The organism is Vibrio tubiashii ATCC 19109, assembly GCF_000772105.1.
GTDB classification, from domain to species: domain Bacteria; phylum Pseudomonadota; class Gammaproteobacteria; order Enterobacterales; family Vibrionaceae; genus Vibrio; species Vibrio tubiashii.
The window spans coordinates 2,999,911-3,014,021 of the sequence record NZ_CP009354.1 but is presented as its reverse complement, the minus strand read 5'-3'; the positions used below and the strand labels follow the sequence as shown (position 1 = coordinate 3,014,021).

The 14,111-nt window shown below is 45.7% G+C and carries 17 protein-coding genes and 4 tRNA genes; 16 read left to right on the top strand and 5 right to left on the bottom strand.

The window, feature by feature from the left end:
• Positions 1–21: 21 nt before the first annotated feature.
• Entirely contained in the window at positions 22–516 is a 495-nt protein-coding gene (locus tag IX91_RS13795; RefSeq protein WP_004743317.1) for a type II secretion system protein, read from the bottom strand.
• On the bottom strand, positions 516–1,538 hold the full coding sequence (gene epmB / locus IX91_RS13790; RefSeq protein ID WP_004743318.1) for an EF-P beta-lysylation protein EpmB: 1,023 nt from the start codon (positions 1,536–1,538) through the stop codon (positions 516–518). Before epmB ends, IX91_RS13795 begins: the two co-directional genes overlap by 1 nt.
• 32 nt (positions 1,539–1,570) lie before the next feature.
• Between epmB and efp the strand changes: the two genes are divergently transcribed.
• The 3 genes from efp to rraA all read left to right on the top strand — a co-directional run bounded on the left by efp (position 1,571) and on the right by rraA (position 3,773).
• Positions 1,571–2,137: an elongation factor P gene (gene efp / locus IX91_RS13785; protein WP_004743319.1), complete on the top strand. Its 567-nt coding sequence runs from the start codon at positions 1,571–1,573 to the stop codon at positions 2,135–2,137.
• A gap of 117 nt (positions 2,138–2,254) precedes the next feature.
• Positions 2,255–3,172 carry a 1,4-dihydroxy-2-naphthoate polyprenyltransferase gene (locus IX91_RS13780; protein WP_004743320.1) on the top strand — a complete coding sequence of 306 codons (918 nt, stop codon included), beginning with the start codon at positions 2,255–2,257 and terminating at the stop codon, positions 3,170–3,172.
• 76 nt (positions 3,173–3,248) lie between these two features.
• Complete coding sequence (gene rraA, locus IX91_RS13775) at positions 3,249–3,773, top strand: ribonuclease E activity regulator RraA (RefSeq protein WP_004743321.1); 525 nt, start codon at positions 3,249–3,251, stop codon at positions 3,771–3,773.
• A 51-nt stretch (positions 3,774–3,824) separates the two neighbouring features.
• On the opposite strand, the gene IX91_RS13770 is transcribed toward rraA, so the two are convergent.
• Entirely contained in the window at positions 3,825–5,168 is a 1,344-nt protein-coding gene (locus IX91_RS13770) for an MATE family efflux transporter (RefSeq protein ID WP_174329846.1), read from the bottom strand.
• A 115-nt stretch (positions 5,169–5,283) separates the two neighbouring features.
• Positions 5,284–6,054, bottom strand: a complete 771-nt coding sequence (gene tpiA, locus IX91_RS13765; protein WP_004743323.1) for a triose-phosphate isomerase — start codon at positions 6,052–6,054, stop codon at positions 5,284–5,286.
• Positions 6,055–6,324: 270 nt separating this feature from the next.
• On the opposite strand from tpiA, the gene IX91_RS13760 reads away from it, so the two are divergent.
• Together IX91_RS13760 and IX91_RS13755 are read left to right on the top strand one after the other, a co-directional pair.
• A complete protein-coding gene (locus IX91_RS13760; RefSeq protein WP_004743324.1) occupies positions 6,325–6,672 on the top strand; it encodes a 5-carboxymethyl-2-hydroxymuconate Delta-isomerase in 348 nt (115 codons plus the stop codon).
• Positions 6,673–6,721: 49 nt separating this feature from the next.
• Complete coding sequence (locus tag IX91_RS13755; protein WP_004743325.1) at positions 6,722–7,147, top strand: DUF805 domain-containing protein; 426 nt, start codon at positions 6,722–6,724, stop codon at positions 7,145–7,147.
• 341 nt (positions 7,148–7,488) lie between these two features.
• Here IX91_RS13755 and coaA read toward each other — a convergent pair whose 3' ends face one another.
• Positions 7,489–8,412: a type I pantothenate kinase gene (coaA, locus tag IX91_RS13750; RefSeq protein ID WP_004743326.1), complete on the bottom strand. Its 924-nt coding sequence runs from the start codon at positions 8,410–8,412 to the stop codon at positions 7,489–7,491.
• Between the two features lie 206 nt (positions 8,413–8,618).
• On the opposite strand from coaA, the gene IX91_RS13745 reads away from it, so the two are divergent.
• From IX91_RS13745 to rplL, 11 genes are all read left to right on the top strand, one after another.
• Positions 8,619–8,694: transfer RNA gene (locus tag IX91_RS13745), tRNA-Thr, on the top strand.
• A gap of 34 nt (positions 8,695–8,728) precedes the next feature.
• A tRNA-Tyr gene (locus IX91_RS13740) sits at positions 8,729–8,813 on the top strand.
• Positions 8,814–8,848: 35 nt separating this feature from the next.
• A tRNA-Gly gene (locus IX91_RS13735) sits at positions 8,849–8,923 on the top strand.
• A gap of 13 nt (positions 8,924–8,936) precedes the next feature.
• Positions 8,937–9,012 (top strand) — tRNA-Thr (locus IX91_RS13730).
• A 134-nt stretch (positions 9,013–9,146) separates the two neighbouring features.
• Positions 9,147–10,331, top strand: a complete 1,185-nt coding sequence (tuf, locus tag IX91_RS13725) for an elongation factor Tu (protein WP_038550586.1) — start codon at positions 9,147–9,149, stop codon at positions 10,329–10,331.
• 274 nt (positions 10,332–10,605) lie between these two features.
• On the top strand, positions 10,606–10,986 hold the full coding sequence (gene secE, locus IX91_RS13720; protein WP_004747599.1) for a preprotein translocase subunit SecE: 381 nt from the start codon (positions 10,606–10,608) through the stop codon (positions 10,984–10,986).
• Between the two features lie 13 nt (positions 10,987–10,999).
• Positions 11,000–11,548, top strand: coding sequence for a transcription termination/antitermination protein NusG (nusG, locus tag IX91_RS13715; RefSeq protein ID WP_004415884.1), 549 nt, complete (start codon positions 11,000–11,002; stop codon positions 11,546–11,548).
• 183 nt (positions 11,549–11,731) lie between these two features.
• A complete protein-coding gene (gene rplK, locus IX91_RS13710) occupies positions 11,732–12,160 on the top strand; it encodes a 50S ribosomal protein L11 (protein ID WP_004747601.1) in 429 nt (142 codons plus the stop codon).
• A gap of 4 nt (positions 12,161–12,164) precedes the next feature.
• Positions 12,165–12,869, top strand: coding sequence for a 50S ribosomal protein L1 (gene rplA, locus IX91_RS13705; RefSeq protein WP_004747603.1), 705 nt, complete (start codon positions 12,165–12,167; stop codon positions 12,867–12,869).
• Between the two features lie 289 nt (positions 12,870–13,158).
• Entirely contained in the window at positions 13,159–13,653 is a 495-nt protein-coding gene (gene rplJ, locus IX91_RS13700) for a 50S ribosomal protein L10 (protein ID WP_004747610.1), read from the top strand.
• A 57-nt stretch (positions 13,654–13,710) separates the two neighbouring features.
• The gene (rplL, locus tag IX91_RS13695; protein WP_004747612.1) at positions 13,711–14,079 is read left to right on the top strand and encodes a 50S ribosomal protein L7/L12; all 369 of its coding nucleotides are present in this window, start codon (positions 13,711–13,713) and stop codon (positions 14,077–14,079) included.
• Positions 14,080–14,111 lie beyond the last annotated feature (32 nt).

Here is a 14,111-nt window from a genome sequence, read left to right as displayed (position 1 = left end):
ATTTTTATCTTAAGGACAAAATTAACAACCAGTGGTGGTCAAGTTAATACTGGGTGAGGCGTTTGAGGTTGCTTCGGTATATTGCAGGTAACAGTTAAGAGAAGATTGACGGCGGCTTCCTGGCATGTACAAGATAATTCCATCATTGGCGTTGGTATTACTGAAATACCAATCCGCTCCATCCGCTCCCCATGTTGCGTCATCTATATTCGCATCAAGAATCTTAGACCAAGCATTGGCGTTGTCTGCTTTAGCATAACCATAAACAATACTGACGCTTTCCCCCTCTACAGTGACAGAGCCGCTGGCAGCGGTGTCGAGCCCTGCGATAGCAGAAACGCCAATTAACTGGTCGTTAGCGCCTTGCATTGCCCCTTTTAAACCTTGCAAGGCAGAAGTTCGGGCGTCGCTTTGTAGGTCAAGTAAGCGAGGCAGGGCTGTAACAGCAAGAATACCGAGTACAACGATTACAATGACTAGTTCTATTAGCGTAAAGCCGCGTGTATTTTTCATCATTACTCTAAATGTAGGTCGAGTGGGGTTTTACTTGTGCGCCCACCTATCTCACGAGTTAACTTAGGTACTAGGTAACCTGAGACTCGCTCCATTAGCCCTGCCATGATCGCTTTGGCCTCTTGGTCGGAGATATAAAAGTGTGCAGCGCCTTGTACTTTATCTAGCACGTGAATGTAATAAGGTAAAATGCCAGCATCAAATAAAGCGTTGCTGAGGTCTACCTGAGACTCAATGCTGTCATTGACTCCTTTTAGCATAACACCTTGGTTTAAAAGAGTAACACCTGCTTGCTTAAGGTGGCTTAATCTATCTCTCAGTTCTTGATTTATCTCTTGAGCGTGGTTGATATGCGTGACTAACACCACTTGCAGGCGTGTTTCGTTTAGCATCTGAATCAGCGCTTGAGTGATACGCTCCGGAATGACTACAGGTAAGCGGGAATGAATGCGCAGGCGCTTGATGTGTTTGATATCGGCAATATGATCAATAAGCCACAACAGCTCCTCATCCTTTGCCATTAGCGGGTCACCGCCAGAAAGGATGATTTCATTGATCTCTGGGTGTTGGGCTACATACTCTAAACTTTGCTGCCAAGCCGATTTAGAACCCTTATTTTCGTCATAGGGGAAATGACGGCGAAAACAGTAACGACAGTTAATCGCGCAGCCACCTTTGACGATCATTAACGCGCGGTTGCGGTATTTGTGCAATAAACCTGGGATGGTATTGTTTTGCTCTTCCAGTGGATCATTGGAGTAACCAGGGTGGACTTCAAACTCTTCGCTGAGCGGTAAAACCTGACGTAAAAGCGGGTCGTAAGGATTGCCTTTTTCCATTCTATCAACAAAACTTTGCGGAACACGCTGCGCAAAAAGCTTGCGAGCAGCAAATCCGTCTTGCCATGGCTTAGAATCTATTTCGAGCTGCTCAAGCAGTTTTGCAGGATCAGAGATCCCATTCGCTAGCTGTTTGAGCCAGTTTTGCTCAACAGAAACAACTTTTCGGGTTATGATGTGCGGCATTGAATTTAGCTCTAAGAATGTAAGAGGAAAAAATGGCTACTGTTAGCACCAATGAATTTAAAGGCGGCTTGAAACTAATGCTTGATAACGAGCCTTGCGTTATCTTGGAAAACGAATACGTTAAGCCAGGTAAAGGTCAAGCGTTCAACCGTGTAAAAATTCGTAAGCTTCTTTCTGGTAAAGTGCTAGAGAAAACCTTTAAGTCTGGTGAAACTTGTGAAGTTGCAGACGTAATGGATATCGACCTAGATTATCTATATAACGACGGCGAATTCTACCACTTTATGAACAACGAAACATTTGAGCAGATCGCTGCGGATGTAAAAGCGGTTGGCGAAAACGCTAAGTGGTTGGTAGAAAACAACACTTGTATGCTAACACTATGGAACGGTAACCCAATCGTAGTAACGCCACCAAACTTCGTTGAGCTTGAAGTAACAGATACTGATCCAGGTCTGAAAGGTGATACTCAAGGTACAGGTGGTAAGCCAGCAACACTATCAACAGGTGCTGTTGTTCGCGTTCCTCTATTTATCGCGATTGGCGAAGTGATCAAAGTTGATACTCGCTCTGGTGAGTACGTAGGTCGCGTTAAATAAGCCTAACTTAGGTCAAGTTTTGGAAAAAGGTCACTTCGGTGACCTTTTTTTGTTTTTCACCGATAGGATTGATGTGCCACAATTCTAGTTCAAGTAACTGTGGCTAAACTGGTATCCATGAAACAGTCTCTAACAATATGGCTTGACGCCGCTCGCCCTAAAACCTTGCCTTTGGCTTTGGTCTCTATCTTAACGGGTAGTGTATTGGCGTACTCCACGCATCAGTTTTCACCTGTGGTTGCTTTGCTGGCTTTTCTGACCGCAACGCTGCTACAAATTCTTTCTAACTTAGCCAACGATTATGGCGATGCTGTTAAAGGTACCGATAACGAAAATCGTCTCGGGCCTATGCGTGCGATTCAGTCTGGAGCTGTCACGCAGAAAGACATGAAGCAGGCAATGATCATTAATGTGGTCTTGACTGTGATCGCGGGTCTAACCTTGGTGATGTATGCGCTAGAGAGTCTACAGAGCATTTTAGCTTTCATCGGGCTAGGAGTCTTGGCCATTGTCGCAGCGATCGCATATACCGTGGGTAACAAACCTTATGGTTACGTTGGCTTAGGCGATATTTCCGTGTTTATCTTCTTTGGTTTATTGGGCGTGGCGGGTACTTATTTCCTTCATACCGGCATTGTCGCTCCTCTGCTTATCTTGCCCGCGGTTGGTTGTGGGCTATTGGCTGTCGCTGTACTCAATATCAACAATATGCGCGATATTGAGAATGATGAGGTGTGTGGCAAAAGAACGGTTGCTGTCCGTCTCGGGCAAAAGCGCGCTAAGCAATATCACTTTGCTCTGCTTAGCGGCGCTGTCGTCGCTTTTGCAGCTTACTTAATTCATCAACCGAGCCCAATTTGGATTAGCTTGCCATTTCTACTTAGCCTACTTGTTACCTTTAAACACGGTAAAGCAGTATGGCAGGCCGAAAAGCCAGCGCAAATCGCCCCAATGATGCCGGTGATCGTTAAGTGCTCTATGGTGACTAACTTATTGTTTGCTGGAGTGGTTATAGCTCAAACTCTGGTCAGTTAAATGATACATGTCATTGCAATGACTTAATGACCTTATATACTCGATGGAGATAACGAACGGTATGGGAAGGAATACTATGGAATACAATACCTCTGCCTTGTGCGACATTTATTTAGAGCAAGTAGATGTTGTAGAGCCTATGTTCAGCAACTTTGGTGGTTGTGCATCGTTCGCGGGGCAAATCACGACAGTAAAGTGTTTTGAAGATAATGGCTTGATTCGTGAGATCCTCGAGCAAGACGGTTTGGGCCGTGTGCTGCTTATTGATGGTGGTGGTTCGTTGCGTCGCGCATTGATTGATGCAGAGCTCGCATCGCTTGCGGAAGAAAACGAGTGGGAAGGTATTGTGGTTTATGGCTGTGTTCGTGAAGTCGATGAGCTGGAAGACATGAGTATTGGTATCCAAGCGATTGCTTCTATTCCTGTCGGTGCTATCTCCCAAGGTATTGGAGAAGTGGATGTGCCAGTCAACTTTGGTGGCGTGACCTTCCTTCCTGAAGATTACCTCTACGCTGACAATACCGGCGTGATTCTTTCTCAAGAGCCATTAGATGTAGACTTAGAAGTCGAAGAGGAAGAAGAGATAGCCATCGTCGATTAATCTCTACCTTTCCAGATAGACTGCACCGACTCCAAGAGTCGGTGTTTTGTTTTATGCCGCCGAGGAAAGGTGCTGAGCTCGGAGTTTCAGTGCGTATAAGTAACCACTTGTGCCACCAACAATGTTGCCTACCGCAATACCAATGAATAGCCCTTCAATATCATACAGCTGACCACCCATCCAAGCGCAAGGCAGGGTAAAGAGAAACAGACGCATAAAGCTCCATTGGAATGCCTTAAGCGGTTCATGCAGGGCGTTTAATCCAGAAACCAACATCATCATCACGCCTTGGAAACCATAGCTAAACGGCACGACTAACAAATAGTGCCAAAGCAGATCTTTTACCGCTTGTTCCTGTGAAAACAAAGCTGCGAGTGGAATGCTCAGTGGCACCATCATGATAAAAATGCCGGCCTGAAACACCATCGAGAAACGCATGCTTAAAAACAACCCGGCAAAGCTACGTGCAGGGTTATTGGCGCCCATGTTTTGGGCAATAAATGGTGTTAGGGCTGAAGTTAAAGACATCAAAACCAAGATAAGAATCGATTCGACTCGCTGCGCCGCACCATAAGCGGCGACGGCTGCAGTGCCATGAGTCGAGAGCATCATCATCAAAATCGCCCCCGACAAGGGCGTAAGAGCATTAGACAGAGCAGCCGGTGTGCCGATTTTTAGGATTTGTTGCCAGTCGAGCCAGAGGGTTTTAAAGCAAGGTAGGGCAAGTAATTTCTCTCTTTTAATCAGCACGTAAAGCGAGCCAATTAAGGCGCCGAACCAACTCATTGCACTGGCAATGGCCGCCCCTTGAATGCCCAATTCTGGGAAGGGCCCGTAGCCAAAAATCAATAGCGGATCGAGTACCCCATTGATAAGCCCGGCAAGCATCATGATTTTGGCAGGTGTTTTGGTATCCCCCGTCGCGCGAATGGCACTGTTGCCAGCCATAGGGACGACTAATAGCGGAATCGTTAGGTACCAAATATCCATGTATTGATGAATAAGTGGCAGTAGTGATTGCTCTGCACCAAGAAATAGAAACAGTGGCTCAATGGTAAACAGGCCAAGTGTAGAGGCGAGTGCGACCAGCAATACGGCTAACAGTAAGCCATGAGAAGAAAAGCGCGCAGCGACGATCGATTGACCTTGTCCGAGCAAGCGGCCGATATTGGTCGAGAGCCCCATGCCTATACCCATGGTGATGCAGTTGACTGCAAAGGTCACGGGAAAGGTATAGCTAATCGCAGCGAGCGCTTCGGTACCTAGCAGCGAGATAAAAAACGTATCCACCAAGTTAAACATCAAGATCGCCACCATGCCAAAGGTCATGGGAACGGTCATCTGTCTAAGTACTAGGGGAATCGAACCTGTTAGAAGGCCATGCTTATCCTGCATTCGGTACAACTATCGTTAGTGTGGAAAAGCGTAGGATACTTGATTGATGTGCCAGACACAAAAAAGGCCAGCTTGCGCTGACCTCAATGAGAATTTTTCAAAGTAAGAAGAAAAATTATGCTTTAGCTGCTGCCGCAGCTTTAGCAATTGCTGCGAAGCTCTTAGCATCTAGAGATGCACCACCAACTAGAGCACCGTCGATGTCTGGCTGTGAGAAGTAAGCTTCTGCGTTTTCAGGCTTAACAGAACCACCGTATTGGATGATTACTTGCTCAGCAACTGCTGCATCTTTCTCAGCGATTAGCGCACGGATAGAAGCGTGGATGCGTTGTGCATCTTCAGCTGTTGCTGCTTTACCAGTACCGATAGCCCAGATTGGTTCGTATGCGATGATTGCACCGTTTAGCGCTTCAACACCGTAAGCGTCGATAACTGCATTGATTTGACGTGCACATACTGCTTCAGTTTCGCCTGCTTCGTTTTGAGCTTCAGATTCACCGATACAGAAAACAGGTTTTAGGCCGTTCTCTTTTAGGAAGTTGAATTTCTTAGCGATGAACTCGTCAGATTCGTTGTGGTATTCACGACGCTCAGAGTGACCGATGATGATGTGAGTAGCACCGAAATCTTTTAGCATCTCTGGAGACATATCACCAGTGAATGCACCGCTGTTGTTTAGGTCAGTGTTTTGAGCACCTAGGATGATCTTGTTACCGCCTTTTGCGATTAGCTGTTCAGCTAGATCTAGGTAAAGTGCTGGTGGAGCGACAGCTACGTCAACACCTTCAACGCCTTCAAGTTCAGCGTTAAGACCAGTTAGCAGCTCTTTCACCATTGCTTTGCTGCCGTTAAGCTTCCAGTTACCCATCACTACAGGACGACGCATAGGAATATCTCCGTATTTAATCAATTAATGTAAAAAATCTTCGTAAGAATATAACAGATAAAATAGGGGAGATCATGATTACCGTCATGTCTTATTGGATATCACTCATTGGTTGGAGCTGTGATCGCTCATATCTCACCTTAATCTGCTTTCTATCAGTGATCCATTGAACAGATTGGTGGAAACCCACTCGGAATTCAGCATAGAAATTGGTAATAGTGTTGTGCACTTTTTGTTTATTGTGAAACTCTCTTACATTTGAGGAATACTATGCCGAACCTAGTAATGGAATACTCCAACTCTGTTGACGAACGCGTTAATGTTCAAGGCTTACTTGAAGACTTACATCATGTCGCGTTAACTTGCGGGTTGTTCGATGTGGATTCGGTAAAATCTCGGTCTTTGCGTTGCCATAATTGGCTGGTCGGTGAAGCGGGAGATAGCGTTGACTTTATACATATCAGCTTTGAATTGCTTGATGGCAGAACCGAAGAGCAGAAAAGAGAGTTATCTCGTCAGTTGATGACCGTATTGCAAGATCAGGCGAGTCATGTTCATAGCTTAACGGTTAACATTCGAGATATGGATAAAGCGTGTTTTCAGAAAGTAATTAACTAGTATTTTTGGAGCAAACAGGCTCTAACTTTTTATTTTTTAGGTATAAATGATGTCGATGAAAGATTTACTGTTTTCGTTTCAAGGTCGAATAGGGCGTAAAACCTATTGGATTTGGAACGTGGTTTACTATTTGATGATTGTTGGCTTTGCGATGGGGATGAATGTACTCGCTCCCTCGATCGCACATCTGATTCTACCTGTGTTTCTGATTGTCATTCTGGTTCCTGATCTAGCGATTACCGCTAAACGTTGGCATGACCGTGGTAAATCAAGTTGGTGGCTGCTGCTTAACATCCCACTTGTTATTGGACGAATGACAGTGCCAGTCGGTGATCCTTCACTAGCCGGTCAACCGTCTATGTTGCAAGCCGCGACGTCATTTGCTGCTCTAGTCTGTGGTCTATGGATTTTAGTTGAATGTGGTTTCTTAAAAGGCACGGATGGCGAAAATCAATATGGGCCGGAAGGGAGATAGAACGCTTCGCGTTATGAAAGGACTTCGTCCTCGGGAACGCTTCGCGCCGAGATGCGAGAACGGGCTGCGCCCTATGGATCGCTTCGCTGCTGGAAAACTAGTCTGACAAGCCAGCTTATCCAGTTATTTGTATCCCGCATCCCGTTTCCGTAGCAAGGCGTTCCATACGAAAAGGGTTGACGTTTATCCGCCAACCCTAAACACTCTCCAGCTCTCCAGCTCTCCAGCTCTCCAGCTCTCCAGCTCTCCAGCTCTCCAGCTCTCCAGCTCTCCAGCTCTCCAGCTCTCCAGCTCTCCGTAGGGCGAAGCCCGCTCCCGAATCTTATTTCCCAAGCGCAGCGCTACTTCCTCAGAAAAACTTCTTCCACTTGATGATCCTGACCTTTCTTCAAGATTAAGTGGGCGCGGCCTTTGGTTGGCAGGATATTGGCGTCTAGGTTAACCCCATTGATCGACTGCCAAATACTGTGTGCTTTCTCGATCGCTTTTGGTTCGGTCAACTGCGTGTAGTGACTAAAGTAAGAGCCTGGCTTGGTAAAGGCGCCTTGGCGGAACTTTAAGAAGCGTTCGACATACCACTGCTCTATCACTTCACTTTCTGCGTCGACATAAAGCGAAAAATCCAAGAAATCTGAAACAAAGACGCGATGTGGGTCGTGGGGGTAATCCATCCCGCTTTGCAAGACGTTTAATCCTTCGATGATAAGCACATCAGGTCGGTCGACGGTTTTCAGCTCTTCGGTAATGTCATAGGTGATGTGCGAGTAAACAGGTACTTCGAGGTGTGGTTTTCCGGCCTTAACGTCAGAAACGAACTCGACTAAACGCTTAATATCATAAGATTCAGGGAAGCCTTTGCGATGAAGAATACCGCGTTCATCGAGTACCTTTTTTGGGTAAAGAAACCCGTCAGTAGTCACGAGCTCAACTTTAGGGTGGTTATCCCAGCGTGACAGTAAGGCTTTAAGCAAGCGAGCTGTGGTGCTTTTACCTACCGCGACACTACCGGCAATACCAATGATAAAAGGTGGCGCAGTGCCTTGATTACCGAGGAAGTTATTGAGCACGGAATTACGGCTCTGTCGTGCAGCAACATATAAGTTAAGCAGACGGGCTAAAGGTAAGTAGATCTCTTCTACTTCTTCCATCGTGAGGCTTTCATTCACACCCTGAAGTTCAACCAGATCGGTCTCGGATAATGTCATCGGTACTGAATTGCGTAATTCAGCCCATTGTTGACGATTAAATGAGAGATATGGAGTCATAGTCATCCTAACTTGGTTTCACGATAGAGCAGCGAAAATACAACAACCGAACAAGATTGCAAACGACATCGTCGACATTCGCGTATTTTTTGCCGATAAATTGCGCGAAATTTCAACAAATAAGCCCAATCAGTAGAAAAAGAAGTTTTTTTTTAAATTTACTATTGCAAGGCAGAAAATCATTCAATAGAATGCGCACCACTTATGCCGACTTAGCTCAGTAGGTAGAGCAACTGACTTGTAATCAGTAGGTCACCAGTTCGATTCCGGTAGTCGGCACCATTTTTCCTTTATGAGAAAAGTGGATTGAAAATTTGGAGGGGTTCCCGAGTGGCCAAAGGGATCAGACTGTAAATCTGCTGGCACTGCCTTCGATGGTTCGAATCCGTCCCCCTCCACCATATTCTTAAGGAAATAGCTCACAGAGTTACGTGTTGCGGGCATCGTATAATGGCTATTACCTCAGCCTTCCAAGCTGATGATGCGGGTTCGATTCCCGCTGCCCGCTCCACTCTAATTTGAGTGCTGATATAGCTCAGGTGGTAGAGCGCATCCTTGGTAAGGATGAGGTCGGCAGTTCGAGTCTGCCTATCAGCACCAGCTCTAAGCAATGTTTCCTTTTGATACTTTCTCTTTACTAAACTACGTTTAGTGATTGAGAGAAGTTTATCACCAAGACTTTTTGGTTGCGTGGTCATTCAAGCCACCTAAATCCGTACCTAGAGGGACAACTCATGTCTAAAGAAAAATTTGAACGTACGAAACCGCACGTAAACGTTGGTACTATCGGCCACGTTGACCACGGTAAAACAACTCTAACTGCAGCGATCTGTACTACTCTTTCAAAAGTATACGGCGGTGAAGCGAAAGACTTCGCATCTATCGATAACGCTCCAGAAGAGCGTGAGCGCGGTATCACAATCGCAACTTCTCACGTTGAGTACGACACTCCAACTCGTCACTACGCACACGTAGACTGTCCAGGACACGCGGATTATGTTAAAAACATGATCACAGGTGCTGCACAGATGGACGGTGGTATCCTAGTTGTTGCTGCGACAGATGGCCCAATGCCACAAACTCGTGAGCACATCCTACTAGGCCGTCAGGTTGGTATCCCATACATCATCGTATTCATGAACAAATGTGACATGGTTGACGATGAAGAGCTACTAGAACTAGTAGAAATGGAAGTTCGTGAACTTCTATCTGAGTACGATTTCCCAGGTGATGACCTACCAGTTATCCAAGGTTCTGCACTAGGCGCACTAAACGGCGAAGAGCAGTGGGAAGCGAAGATCGTTGAGCTTGCAGAAGCACTAGATTCTTACATCCCAGAGCCGGAGCGTGCAATCGATCAGCCATTCCTAATGCCTATCGAAGACGTATTCTCTATCCAAGGTCGTGGTACAGTAGTTACTGGTCGTATCGAGCGCGGTATCCTAACTGTAGGTGACGAAGTAGAAATCGTTGGTATCAAAGAGACAACAGTAACGACATGTACTGGTGTTGAAATGTTCCGTAAGCTTCTAGACGAAGGTCGTGCGGGTGAGAACGTTGGTGCACTTCTACGTGGTACTAAGCGTGACGAAGTAGAGCGTGGTCAAGTACTAGCAGCTCCTAAGTCAATCAACCCACACACTAAGTTTGAGTCTGAAGTATACGTACTGTCTAAAGATGAAGGTGGTCGTCACACTCCATTCTTCAAAGGCTACCGTCCACAGTTCTACTTCCGTACAACTGACGTAACTGGTAACATCGAGCTACCAGAAGGCGTAGAAATGGTAATGCCAGGCGATAACATCAAGATGACTGTTGAACTAATCGCTCCAATCGCGATGGACGAAGGTCTACGTTTCGCAATCCGCGAAGGTGGCCGTACAGTTGGTGCTGGTGTTGTTGCTAAGATCTTCGACTAATTCTTCGGAATTAGCTAAAGACTTCGGAAAATCTTTGAATAAGATTTGACGAACCAGTAGCAAAAAGGGCATCATTTGATGCCCTTTTTCTGCACTATACAAAATGTCTGTTGTTTTCTTATTCAGCATGGCATTGAGCAGGATTTTTTGGTTGAGGTGTTGCGTCTCAATCAATAAAAGAGTACGTCAATTTATTTAAATTGTCGTTTCATGGATTTGCCCTGCAACAGCGGGGTTGTTGTCGTCTATATTAAGACTTAGACAGGTTGGTTTTATGAAAGCAAATAATGCTGAAACTCCTGATAGCTCAAATGGCGCAGATATCTTCAAGTGGATTGTCACTTTTGCTCTGCTAGCTGCCGCTGTTGTGGGTAATTACCTGTATGGTGAAATGTCTGTAGTGATTCGCGCTGCAGGTGTTGTTGTACTAATCGCTGCGGCACTTGGTGTTGCTGCTACAACAACTAAGGGTAAAGCTGCGATCGAGTTTGCAAAAGAATCGCGTATGGAAGTACGTAAAGTTGTTTGGCCTACACGCCAAGAAACAATGCAAACGACTTTGATCGTTTTAGCTGTAAGTATTGTAATGGCTCTAGTGCTTTGGGGCATCGACGGCATTATGGTTCGTCTTGTTGCTCTAGCAACTGGGGTATAGAGGGTTTTAATTCATGAGTGAAGCTCCAAAAAAACGCTGGTATGTGGTTCAAGCCTTCTCTGGATTTGAAGGTCGTGTAGCCCAATCTCTTCGTGAGCATATCAAAATGCACAGCATGGAAGAGCTGTTTGGTGAAGTTCTAGTTCCTACTGAAGAAGTAGTGGAAATGCGTGCAGGTCAGCGTCGTAAGTCTGAGCGTAAGTTCTTCCCTGGTTACGTCCTAGTTCAGATGATCATGAACGATGAATCATGGCACTTAGTACGCAGTGTGCCGCGTGTCATGGGCTTCATTGGTGGTACCTCTGATCGTCCAGCTCCTATCACTGATAAAGAAGCTGATGCGATTCTGAACCGTCTTGAGAAAGCGAGCGAAGCACCTCGTCCACGTACTATGTACGAAGCGGGTGAAGTGGTACGCGTTACTGACGGTCCATTTGCTGACTTCAACGGTACTGTTGAAGAAGTGGATTACGATAAGAGCCGCGTGAAGGTGTCTGTATCGATCTTTGGTCGTGCAACACCAGTTGAGCTTGAATTTGGTCAGGTTGAAAAACTTGACTAAGACTCTGTTTTTTAGAGTATAAAAAATCACCTTTTTAGGGTTGTATAAGGCGCGAATTATGACTATAATTTCGCGCCTTATTATTTTGGCTTGTACATAAGTATTGAGCGGAAATAAAAAGTATTTATATCAACGGGGAGCTGATCAGTCGATTAGCGTTTGTACCCAAAATTAGGAATTATCATGGCTAAGAAAGTTGAAGCTTACATCAAGCTACAAGTTGCTGCTGGTATGGCGAACCCGAGTCCACCGGTTGGTCCTGCTCTAGGTCAACACGGTGTGAACATCATGGAATTCTGTAAAGCGTTTAACGCAAAAACAGAATCTGTTGAGAAAGGTCTACCGACTCCAGTTGTTATCACAGTATACAACGACCGTTCTTTCACGTTCGTAACTAAGACTCCACCTGCTGCAGTTCTTCTTAAGAAAGCGGCTGGCGTTAAGTCTGGTTCAGGTCGTCCAAACACTGAAAAAGTGGGTACTGTAACTGACGCTCAGCTTCAGGAAATCGCAGAAACTAAAGCTGCAGATATGACTGGTGCTGACATCGAAGCAATGAAGCGTTCTATCGCTGGTACTGCTCGTTCAATGGGCCTAGTGGTAGAGGGTTAAGATCATGGCAAAACTAACTAAGCGTATGCGCGTTATCCGCGAAAAAGTTGACGTAACTAAAGAATACGAAATCAACGAAGCTGTTGCTCTTCTTCAAGAACTAGCAACTGCTAAATTCGTTGAGTCTGTAGACGTTGCTGTTAACCTAGGCATCGATGCTCGTAAATCTGACCAGAACGTACGTGGTGCAACTGTACTACCTCACGGTACTGGCCGCGAAATCCGCGTTGCAGTGTTCACTCAAGGTGCAAACGCTGAAGCAGCTAAAGAAGCTGGCGCAGACATCGTTGGTATGGAAGATCTTGCTGAGCAAGTTAAGAAAGGCGAAATGAACTTTGACGTAGTTGTTGCTTCTCCAGATGCAATGCGCGTTGTAGGTCAACTAGGTACTATCCTAGGTCCTCGCGGTCTTATGCCAAACCCTAAAGTTGGTACTGTAACTCCTAACGTTGCTGAAGCAGTTAAGAACGCTAAAGCTGGTCAGGTTCGTTACCGTAACGACAAGAACGGCATCATCCACACTACTATCGGTAAAGCAAACTTCTCTGCTGAGCAGATCAAAGAGAACCTAGAAGCTCTTCTAGTTGCTCTGAAGAAAGCTAAGCCGTCTTCTGCTAAGGGTACATTCCTACAGAAGGTTAGCATCTCTACTACAATGGGTGCTGGTGTTGCTGTTGATCAGGCTAGCCTGAACACTCTAGCAAACTAATAAATTTGCTTAGGCGTGGAATTAGTGTATAATTCTGCGCCTAATATTTGTGGTTGGGGCTGAACTTTGGTTCATTAAATTCGTTTGAATTTAGTCTGAATTATGACCCAGTCTCCGTCCAAGACCGTAGGTGTTTGCTTTTTGTAAACTTAATTTCCCTACGTAGATGGTGCCCGAACTGACAGAAAGCTCTATGTAAATAGTTACCTTTCTTCTGGGAAGCACCTCAATAGCTCTCACTGTTGTGATAATAGTGAGTGGTGTAACGACAACCAGGAGTAAATCCAAGATGGCTTTAAACCTTCAAGACAAAAAAGCAATTGTTGCTGAAGTCAACGAAGCTGCCAGCGGTGCACTTTCTGCAGTTGTAGCTGATTCTCGTGGCGTTGAAGTGGGCGCGATGACTTCTCTACGTAAACAAGCTCGTGAAGCGGGTGTTTATGTACGAGTTGTTCGTAACACACTAATGCGTCGTGCGGTAGCTGGTACTGATTACGAGTGTCTAACTGACACTTTCACTGGTCCTACGCTAATCGCATTCTCTAACGAGCACCCAGGTGCTGCAGCGCGTCTTTTCAAAGACTTCGCTAAAGAGAACACTGACTTCGAGATCAAAGCTGCTGCATTTGAAGGCGCGCTAACTGACGCTGAAGTACTAGCGACACTACCAACTTACGACGAAGCAATCGCACGCCTAATGATGTGCATGAAAGAAGCTTCTGCAGGCAAGCTGGTACGTACTATCGCTGCACTACGCGACCAAAAAGAAGAAGCTGCGGCATAAGCCTTGCTTTTTTCTGGTTGCTTAATAAACTTATTGTTGATTTAAAAGAGAATTGTTATGTCTATTACTAACGAGCAAATCCTAGACGCAGTTGCAGAAATGTCTGTAATGCAAGTTGTTGAACTAATCGAAGCGATGGAAGAGAAATTCGGCGTTTCTGCTGCTGCTGCTGTTGTAGCTGGCGGCGCTGCTGGTGGCGAAGCTGCTGCTGAGCAAACTGAGTTCGACGTAATCCTAGAATCTGCTGGCGGCAACAAAGTTGCTGTAATCAAAGCAGTACGTGGCGCAACTGGCCTAGGTCTTAAAGAAGCTAAAGCTCTAGTAGACGGCGCTCCTGCACCTCTTAAAGAAGGCGTAGAGAAAGACGAAGCTGAAGCTCTTAAAGCTCAGCTAGAAGAAGCTGGTGCAAGTGTTACTGTTAAGTAATTATTGCTTAGTTTCTTAGCCTAACGGCTAAT